5 protein-coding genes are annotated in these 9,893 nt (G+C 59.9%); 1 reads left to right on the top strand and 4 read right to left on the bottom strand.

What is annotated here, in order from left to right:
* Window positions 1–8: 8 nt before the first annotated feature.
* The 4 genes from malQ to VGG22_03770 are packed head-to-tail and all read right to left on the bottom strand — an operon-like array spanning window position 9 to window position 7,875.
* On the bottom strand, window positions 9–2,063 hold the full coding sequence (gene malQ / locus VGG22_03755) for a 4-alpha-glucanotransferase (GenBank protein ID HEY1727480.1): 2,055 nt from the start codon (window positions 2,061–2,063) through the stop codon (window positions 9–11).
* A 3-nt stretch (window positions 2,064–2,066) separates the two neighbouring features.
* On the bottom strand, window positions 2,067–4,202 hold the full coding sequence (glgX, locus tag VGG22_03760; protein ID HEY1727481.1) for a glycogen debranching protein GlgX: 2,136 nt from the start codon (window positions 4,200–4,202) through the stop codon (window positions 2,067–2,069).
* A gap of 2 nt (window positions 4,203–4,204) precedes the next feature.
* Complete coding sequence (glgB, locus tag VGG22_03765; protein ID HEY1727482.1) at window positions 4,205–6,091, bottom strand: 1,4-alpha-glucan branching protein GlgB; 1,887 nt, start codon at window positions 6,089–6,091, stop codon at window positions 4,205–4,207.
* On the bottom strand, window positions 6,088–7,875 hold the full coding sequence (locus VGG22_03770) for a glycoside hydrolase family 15 protein (protein HEY1727483.1): 1,788 nt from the start codon (window positions 7,873–7,875) through the stop codon (window positions 6,088–6,090). Before VGG22_03770 ends, glgB begins: the two co-directional genes overlap by 4 nt.
* A gap of 84 nt (window positions 7,876–7,959) precedes the next feature.
* Between VGG22_03770 and VGG22_03775 the strand changes: the two genes are divergently transcribed.
* Window positions 7,960–9,891 carry an alpha-1,4-glucan--maltose-1-phosphate maltosyltransferase gene (locus VGG22_03775; protein HEY1727484.1) on the top strand — a complete coding sequence of 644 codons (1,932 nt, stop codon included), beginning with the start codon at window positions 7,960–7,962 and terminating at the stop codon, window positions 9,889–9,891.
* The last annotated feature ends 2 nt before the right edge of the window (window positions 9,892–9,893 follow it).

Genomic DNA, 9,893 nt, shown 5'->3' on the forward strand with positions numbered 1-9,893 from the left:
GACGGCTTTCATCGCACGATCCTGGTTGCAGAAACCTCGTGCATCAAGCGCTGAAATCGATCGCTGTCTGCGAGCGAAGCGACGTCCATGTCCAGGCGGCGACGCCAATTTGGAACTTCATCGAACGTGCCGGGCGTATTGACCGGTTCGCGTTGCAAGACGACGTCCTCCAGTTGCACGAGTAGCAAGCGAGCGGCCGAACGACCGAGCAGCTTGTAGGCAGCTAGCACGAGGGTGAACAGAAGCTCGTCGGACGCAGCATCCTGTGCGTTCTCGAGACTTCTGGCCTCATCCATACCCACAAAATGATGCCCAATCAGGGCGTCAATCAAAAACTTTCGAGCCGTTGCTCGGTCCGCAAAGGCGGCATGCGCAGCAGGCTCGTCCGCATAGAAGCCGAGCTGCACGCGCTCGCGCACGTCAAAGCCGCTCCAGAACCCCGCGAGCGGTGCGACGTCGTGCGTCCCCGTGCTTGCGACCGCGCACGAATCGTATGCATCCGGCTCACGGAAACGTCCGTTGCCGTCGCGTTCGAAGTAGAGCAAACGGCAGCCGAAAATGTTCGCGTGCGCGAGGCGCTCGCGGAATCCGGGCGGCACCGTGCCGAGGTCTTCGCCGACGATCATGCAACGATGACGATGACTCTCGAGCGCGAGGATGCCGAGCATTTCATCAAGCCGATAGTTGATGTATGTCCCTTCGGTTGCGGCGTGACCGGCCGGCGTACAGAATAACCGCATAAGACCCATCACGTGGTCGATGCGCAGCGCCCCCGCGTGACGCATGTTGGCGCGCAACAACGTGACGAAGGGCGCATACGCGCGCGCGCGCAGCACGTGCGGGTCGAACGGCGTAAATCCCCAGCTCTGGCCGAGCGGGTTCATCGGATCGGGTGGGGCGCCGACCGACGCCCCGAGACAATACGCCTCGCGGTCCGCCCAAACTTCGGCGCTGTTTGCATCGACGCCGACTGCGAGGTCGCGGTATAGACCGATCGCGAGCGTTGCGGACGCAGATGCGTGCTCGAGCTGCGAATCGGCAAGCCATTGTAGGAACGTGTGAAATTCCACGCTACCTGCATGGGCGCGCGCGAATTTGTCGACCGCGACCGAGGCCGGATCGTGAAATTGCCTTGGCCATTGCAGCCAGCCGTAGACGCGACGATCGCTCCCCCGGAGCTCCTCCATGAGCGCCTCGTAAGTCGCGAGAAGACGAAGCGACGCGTCACCGCGTACACGGAATCGTTCGAATTCAGGGCTGCCGGGCCACTCGGCGTGGAGGGCGCGCAGGACGCGAAGCTTTACCTCCGCTACCCCCGCGTAGTCGACGAACGTTGCGGCGCGCAATTGCTCGAGCAGTCCGGCGTCGACGGATCCGCGTAAGAGCTCGCGTTTGCCGAGCATCTCGGCTGCGGCCTCGACATCGATGTACAGGGCGTTCAGATACAATCTACTCGTCGGGGAGTACGGGCTGGGCGAGCTTGGATTCGCCAGCGTCAGCTCGTGAAGCGGGTTGACGGCGACGGTGGCGGCACGGGTTTGCTGCGCGACACGAAGCAATGTACGCAAGTCGGTGAAATCGCCGATTCCCCAGTTGTTTGCCGAGCGCAACGAATAAAGCTGGGCTGCGATTCCCCACAACTTGCGATCTTCGAACGCCTCCGGAAGGTAAGCTGCTTGCGGCGTTGCGATGATGCTCGCCGTCTTCCCGGCGACATCGAGACGGTGATAGCCGAGCGGAATCGGCCCCTCGATCACAATCCCGTCGTGTCCGATCCCGTCCCGCGTCTCGCCGGATTCTAGCGTCAACGTCCACCGTATCGCACGGCGAGAATGGTACGTAATTGGGTGCGGGGCGTTCGCATCGAGTACGTAGACGCTATCGAGTGAGGCCGGTCGCTTCAGACGCCTCAGGAAACGTGCGGCGTCGGCGTCGCTCTTGACGCGATATCCCATCGTTGCCGCAAGCGCGTGCAGCGTGGTCTCGGACGCCTCGTGGACGCGTCCGTAAAAATCCGTGTAGCTGCCTTGAATGCCGAGCAGCTGCGCGAGCTCGCGAAGCATGGACTAGAGCGGTTGAGCGCTGAAGAGGCTGAGGCTGCGCGACGCCATCCGGTAGGCAGTCGCCGCCGTCCAGATTTTCCCGGGAGCATTTTGTCCTTGGGCCGTGTCGATGACGAGCTCCCAACGAACGAACGAGCCGGCTTGCGGCAAGACGAAATCCAGATCGCTGTCCCCGGCGTTCATCAGCATGAGAAACGTGCTGTCGAACTCGGGATATCCGGATGCGCCGATGTAACGCTCGCCGGTTTCGCCCGCAAACAATGCACCGAGCGCCCGGCGCGATCCGTCGTGCCAGTCGTCGTTCTGCATCTCAGAGGAATCGGGACGAATCCACGTGATGTCTTTAAGACCCTCGTTATCGGTAACCGCGCCGCGGAAGAAGCGTGTACGGCGAAAGACCGGGTGCGCGCGGCGCAGCGCGATGATTCGTTGCACGAAGTCTATTAAGCGCGAACCGTCGCGATCGATCTCGTTCCACTCGAGCCAGCTGATCTCGTTGTCTTGGCAGTACGCGTTGTTGTTGCCGGACTGTGTGTTGCCGAACTCGTCCCCGGCCAGAAGCATCGGCGTACCCTCGGAGAGCACGAGCATCGCGAGCATGTTACGCTTCTGGCGTTCGCGCAGGTGGCGTATGCCGGCGTCGTCGGTTTGGCCTTCTGCGCCGCAGTTCCAGCTATCGTTGTCATCCGAGCCGTCGTTGTTGTCGTCGAGATTGGCTTCGTTGTGTTTGTGGTCGTAACTGACAAGATCAAGCAGTGTGAAGCCGTCGTGCGCGGTGACGTAGTTGATGCTGGCGCGCGGCTGGCGGCCATTGCTGTCGAAGATGTCGCTCGAGCCGGTAAGCCGTGACGCAAGCTCCGGAATGAGACCGTCGGAGCCTTTCCAAAAGCGGCGAACCGTCGAACGATATTTGTCGTTCCACTCGGACCAGCCCGGCGGAAAATGCCCAAGCTGATAGCCGTTGGGTCCGAGGTCCCACGGTTCGGCGATCAGCTTGACGCGTGAGAGCACGGGATCTTGCAAGAGCGCGTTCATGAAGCCGCTCGACCACCAATCGAACTCTTCGTCGCGCCGCACGATCGCTGGTGCGAGATCGAAACGGAATCCGTCGACGTGCATCTCCTCGACCCAGTAGCGAAGCGAATCTGTGACCATCTGCATAACGCGCGGGTGCTTCAAACGCAGCGTGTTGCCGCAGCCTGTGTAGTCGACGTAATAGCGCGGATCGTCACTGAGCCCGTAGTACGACACATTGTCGATACCACGAAACGAAAGCGTTGGTCCGAGGTGATTACCCTCAGCGGTGTGATTGTAGACGACGTCGAGCAGCACTTCGATTCCGGCTTCGTGCAGTCGTTTCACCGTGGTCTTGAATTCGGCGAGTGCGCCGCCGGACAAGTAGCGCGGCTCGGGTGCAAAGTAGCCGATCGTGTTGTAGCCCCAATAATTGCGCAGGCCTTTTTCGACCAGGGTGCGGTCGTCGACGGACGCGTGGACCGGGAGCATCTCGACGGCCGTAACGCCGAGCTTGGTGAGGTACTCGATGTTCGGCGGCGAGCCAAGCGCCAGGATGCTGCCTCGTAACTCCGGCGAAATGAGCGAATTCTTCATCGAGAACCCGCGCACGTGCAACTCGTACACGATCGTGTTCGTCCACGGCGTCTGCAAGAGACGGTCGTCGCCCCAACTGAATGCGGTGTCGACGACGACGCATTTCGGTATCGCTGCCGCGTTGTCGCGGCGGTCGAACGAAAGGTCTGCACGTGGCGCGCCGATGCGATATCCGAAGTTCGCGTCGGTCCACCGAAGCGTGCCGCTCAGCTGTTTTGCGTACGGATCGATCAGCAGCTTGTGATGGTTGAAGCGGTGACCGTGGGCCGGATCGTACGGGCCATAGACGCGGTAACCGTAGAGCGTTCCGGGAACCGTATCGGGAAGATAGCCATGCCACACCTGGTCGGTGTACTCGGGTAAGACGACGCGGCGAAGCTCGCGGGTACCGCGCGCATCGAAGATGCACAGCTCGACTTTCTCCGCGTGCTCGGAGAAGAGGGCAAAGTTGACGCCGCTTCCGTCCCACGTTGCGCCGAGAGGATAGTGCCGGCCGGGTAGGACAGTCGCACGCGTTTGACGTTGCACGTCTATGCGAATTCCGGCGCCAAAATGAGGACGCCGAGCGGCGGAAGAATAAAGGCTGCTGAGTGCGTCTGTCCGTGAGCGGCGACGTCGTCGACCGTGATTGCGCCGAGGTTCCCGACGTTCCCGCCGCCGTAAACCTCCGCGTCGCTGTTGAGCACCTCGCGCAGACGTGCGCAGGACGGGACTCCGATCCGGTAATTCTCACGTACCAGCGGCGTGAAATTGCAGACGCAAACAACGAAATCATCGGGACGCTCGCCGCGTCGCAGATACGAGATCACGCTTCCTTCGACGTCTCCCGCCAGCCATACAAAGCCTTCGGGGACTGCGTCGCGTTCATAGAGCGCCGGTGTTTGGGTGTACACATGGTTGAGGTCTCGAACCAGACGCGCGACCCCGGCGTGCGCGGGATCGCCGAGCAAATGCCAGTCGAGCGAGGCGTCGTGATTCCATTCGTTCTCTTGTGCGAACTCGTTCCCCATGAAGAGTAGCTTCTTTCCGGGATGGGTGAACATATACGCGTAGAGCAGCCGGACGTTGGCGAATTTCTGCCAGCGATCTCCCGGCATCTTGCCGAGAATCGAACCTTTTCCGTGCACGACTTCATCGTGTGAAAGTGGGAGCACGTAGTTTTCGCTAAAGGCATAGATCAGCGAGAACGTCAGCTGATCGTGATGATACTTGCGATAGATCGGGTCGTGTTCGATGTACGCGAGCGTATCGTGCATCCAGCCCATGTTCCATTTGAACCCAAAGCCAAGGCCGCCAAGATAGGTCGGCGCCGAGACTTGTGGCCAGGCCGTCGACTCTTCGGCGACGGTTGTACACGCCGGCTGGTGTTCGTATGCGAGCTCGTTGAGGCGCCGCAAGAATGCAGCGGCTTCGAGATTCTCGCGTCCGCCGAAGCGGTTCGAAACCCATTCCCCTTGCTTGCGGCTGTAATCGAGATACAGCATCGATGCGACGGCGTCGACACGCAATCCATCGATGCCGTACGTCCCGAGCCAAAAGAGCGCGTTGGCCAACAGATAGTTCGCGACTTCGTTACGCCCAAAATTGTAAATGAACGTATTCCAATCTGGGTGGTAACCCTGGCGCGGATCCGCATGCTCGTACAGATGCGTGCCGTCGAAGCGCGCCAGACCATGCTCGTCGTTCGGAAAATGGCCCGCGACCCAGTCGATGAGGACGCCGAGCTCGAGCTCGTGCGCGCGCGACACAAGGTACCGGAAATCCGCGGGTGAGCCGAAACGGCTGGTGACCGCGTACATTCCTATCGGCTGATATCCCCACGAACCGTCGAACGGATGCTCTGAAACCGGCAGCAGCTCGACGTGCGTGAAACCCATCTCTTTAACATAGGGAAGAAGCTGATCGGCTAGCTCGCGGTAGGTAAGAAAGCGATTCCCATCTTCAGGACGCCGTTTCCACGAACCCAAGTGTACTTCATAGATCGAAACGGGTGCGGCGCGATGCTGCAGGGGATGCCAATCATCTCGAGTCTCGAGATCGAGTTCGGTCACGATCGATGCGGTTGCCGGACGCATCTCTGATGAAAAACCGAACGGATCGGCCTTAAATGGTATGAGCGAGCCATCGGGTCCCCAGATTGCGAACTTGTAACGTTGACCTTCACGCGCGCCTTCGATGAAGGATTGCCAGACGCCGCAGGCGTGCACGATGTCCATCGGGTTGCGGGTCGCGTCCCATTCGTTGAAATCTCCGATTACGCTCACGGCGCGCGCGCTGGGCGCCCAGACTGCAAAGGCGACACCGTCCAGCGAACCTTCGCGAATGCGATGCGCGCCGAGCTTGCGATAGAGATCGTAATGCTTTCCCTCCGCGATGAGGTACGCGTCGAGCTCGCTGATGAGGCGGTAGGAGATCAACGTTGTTCCTTTGCTTCGGCGTCGAGTAGCATCATGGCGGCGTTGATAAAGGTGGCGTGCGAGAATGTTTGCGGAAAATTTCCGACCATTGCCTTGAGGCGCACGTCGTACTCCTCCGCGAAGAGACCAATGTCGTTCGCAATCGCACGAACACGGTCAAGGAGCACCCGTGCGTCATTCAGACGGCCGGCCAGCACGTAGCACTGGACGAGCCAGAGATTGCAAGCCAGGAATGCGCCTTCAGTCGGCTTGAGGTTGCCGGACGGATCGCGTTCGACATGACGCGAGTCGCGCATGACGAAACCGTCGATCATCAGCTCGCGCTCGATCGTGGCGATCGTCTGGACGATACGCGGATCGGTAGACGGAAGAAAATCGAAGATCGGCATGAGCAGGACGCTGGCGTCGAGCGATTGCGATCCGTAGCTTTGCACGAAAGTCCCTCGCGCGCGGTTGTAACCGCGGTCGCAAACCTGCGCATGTATCTCATCGCGTATGCTTTTCCAGCGCTCCAGCGGGCCATCATAGCCTTGTTCCACTGCGCGCACCGCACGATCGAGCGTTACCCACGCCGTCAATCGCGAGGACGTATAGTATTCCGGCCGCTCGCGATATTCCCAAATTCCGGAATCCGGGAGCGTCCAGACCTTGCAGACGTGTTCGACGAGCTTGCTCAGCATCGCCCAAGCTTCCGTATCGATGCCGATACCGGCGCGGTCGTGTGCCGTGAAGATTGATTGCATGAGATGCCCGTAGATGCCGAGCTGGAATTGCACGTGAGCTGCGTTGCCGATTCGCACCGGCTTTGAATCTTCAAAGCCGCGCAACCACGGCGCTTCGTACTCGGGCAGATAACGGTCGCCGCCAACCGAATACATGATTTGCAAGCGACTGGGTTCGCCGCCCAGCATCCTCAAGAGCCAATCGCGCCAGGTGAGGGCCTCATCACGAAAGCCGCACTCGACGAGCGCGTTGATCGTGAACGCGGAATCGCGGACCCATGCAAAACGATAATCCCAGTTCAAATCACCACCGACGTCTTCGGGGAGGGAGGTGGTGGGCGCCGCAACGCAGCCACCGGTCGGCTCGTACATCAGCGCTTTGAGCACGATTAACGAACGAATGATTTCGGCGCGGTAGCGTCCGGAGCAAACCGCGTCCTTCGTCCAGTCGAGCCATGCCGTCTCGGTTTTGCTTTCGAGCTCGAACGGATCGACGGCGGCCGGGGGCGCCTCATGCGAGGGAAACCATTGCAAGACGAGGGCCGCCTTCTGGCCCGATGCGACGCTGAACTTGGCCTTCGCATCCGGCACGACGATGTCGAACTCGACCGAACCTCGCAACGAGAGTGCGTCCGGTCCGATTGTCATCGTGATTGCATCGCCGAGCCGGCGTGTCCACGGTGGAAGCGAGCCGAATGCGAACCTGCACGCAACGAGCGATTCCATTTCTACCGTTCCGTCGAGACCCTCGATAATGCGGACGATCGTCGGATTGTCGATTCGGCGCGGCATAAAGTCGATGACTCTGACGCTGCCCGCCTCACAGCGAACCGTCGTTTCGAGAACGAGCGAGTCCTCGCGATAGCGGCGCTTCGTGGAAAGTACCTTCGTCGCCGGCGAAAGCTTCCAGCATCCATTTTCTTCATCGCCTAACAGCGACGCGAAAACGCTATCGGAATCGAATCGCGGCACACATAACCATTCGATGGTTCCTTGCCGAGAGACGAGAGCAGCCGTATGCAAGTCTCCAATTAACGCAAAATCTTCGATCAATCGTGGCATGATGCCGTAGCCACTTACCCCGGAATCGAAGCTGGCAAGCTTGGGCAAGGTTGCAGAACCTGCGCTCGCGGGTATGAGCCACGCGTGGGAGTCGCAATCGCCCCTCGCATCATTCTTCGGGAACCGATCGTCATTCAAAACGTCGAGCCCGAATTGAATTGCGGACGTTATCCCGTCAAACGCGAGCTCGGTGACTGGCTCGTCGTTCGCGCCGATATTTTCCGCGAAGGGCACGATCTCCTGAATGCAGCCGTTCTTTACCGCTCTCCACAGTCGGATGAATGGAGCGAAACCTCGCTACGGCTCGGCGTCAACGATCGATGGGAAGGCTCATTTCCGCTCGACCGTATCGGCCACTGGCATTACACGGTCGAAAGCTGGACCGACCGTTTCGGATCTTGGGCTGCGGATACGCGCAAGAAGTACGAAGCCGGTCAGAACGTCGAGCTCGAGGTCCGCGAAGGACTGTTGCTGATCGAAGCTACGCTCGAACGCGTGCGCACCAGCGCGGATCGTGACCTATTGACGCGCACGCTGCACGAGGGAAGCGTCGAGGTGCTGCTCGGCTCGCAGATTGCAACGACCATTCGACGTTATCCCGATCGTTCGCGCGCGGCACGCTACGAGAAAGAGCTGGCAGTTACCGTAGATCGAGAACGTGCCCGGTTCGCCGCATGGTACGAGCTCTTCCCGCGTTCGCAGTCGACGCGTTCGGGTACGCATGGCACGTTCGCGGATGTCGAGCGTCGCGTCCCCGAGATCGCGGACCTTGGATTCGACGTACTTTACTTACCGCCGATTCATCCGATCGGGCGTACGCACCGCAAGGGCCGCAATAATACAGCCGGAGCCGGTGAAGGTGAGGTTGGCTCACCGTGGGCGATTGGTGCGGAAGAAGGCGGACACATGGCCGTTCACCCGCAGCTAGGAACACTCGACGATTTCCGGCGTCTGGTGCGGACGGTGCGTGCTAGCGGCATGGAGTTGGCGCTCGATTACGCCCTGCAATGTTCGCCCGATCACCCGTGGATTGCCGAACATCCTGAGTGGTTTTCGTTTCGGCCGGACGGCTCGATCCGGTACGCTGAGAACCCACCGAAGAAATATCAGGACATCGTCAACTTCAATTTCGAATCGCCGAACGCCCGGGCGCTTTGGGATGCGCTGCGTGACGTCTTGTTTTTCTGGGTCGATCAGGGCGTCAAGATTTTCCGGGTCGACAACCCGCACACCAAACCAGTACCGTTTTGGGAGTGGGTTATCGCAGAAATTCAGGAACGCGATCCCGGCGTGATCTTTCTCGCAGAAGCGTTCACGCGGCCGAAGATGATGTGTGAGCTCGCCAAGGCCGGCTTCACGCAGTCATATACGTATTTTACTTGGCGAAACACCAAAGACGAGCTGACCGCCTACGCTCTCGAGCTCGCGCACGAGACAAACGAGTTTCTACGGCCGAATTTCTTTGCAAACACCCCCGACATTCTTCATCGCTTCCTGCAAGACGGAGGTCGCCCGGCGTTCCTGATCCGCTTGGTCTTGGCGGCAACGCTTTCGTCGCTGTACGGAATCTATAGCGGCTACGAGCTGCTAGAAGCCTCGGCGCTTCGTGATTCGGAAGAGTACTCAAACTCGGAGAAATACGAAATTCGTGCACGCGACTGGCATGCACCGGGAAACATTGCGGCCGATATCCGGCGCGTCAACGCGCTGCGCCGCGCGAATCCAGCCTTGCACGAATTCGAAAACGTGCGCTTCTTTCCGTCAAACGACGACTCGGTTATTTTCTACGGCAAGGTCGATTTTCGCCAACGCAATCTCGTTTTCGTCGCCGCCAATTTGGATCCGAAAGCACCCCGTGCGCCAGCGCTCGAGTTCCCGACCGGCGAATTCAATATCGATCCCGGCGCTCTCAAAGACGTGCTCTACGGGTCGCAGCTTCGCTGGTCGTACGGCCGCGCGTACACCGTCCTCGACCCGGAACACAACCCCGCGGCAATCTTCGTGGTGAACCGATGATC

The organism is Candidatus Baltobacteraceae bacterium (assembly GCA_036489885.1).
Taxonomy (GTDB): domain Bacteria; phylum Vulcanimicrobiota; class Vulcanimicrobiia; order Vulcanimicrobiales; family Vulcanimicrobiaceae; genus JAFAMS01.

What these genes read in the sequence shown, in the direction of transcription:
- malQ (HEY1727480.1), bottom strand. Translation starts at nt 2,063, where the DNA reads ATGCTTCGCGAGCTCGCGCAGCTGCTCGGCATTCAAGGCAGCTACACG.
- VGG22_03770 (HEY1727483.1), bottom strand. Translation starts at nt 7,875, where the DNA reads ATGCCACGATTGATCGAAGATTTTGCGTTAATTGGAGACTTGCATACG.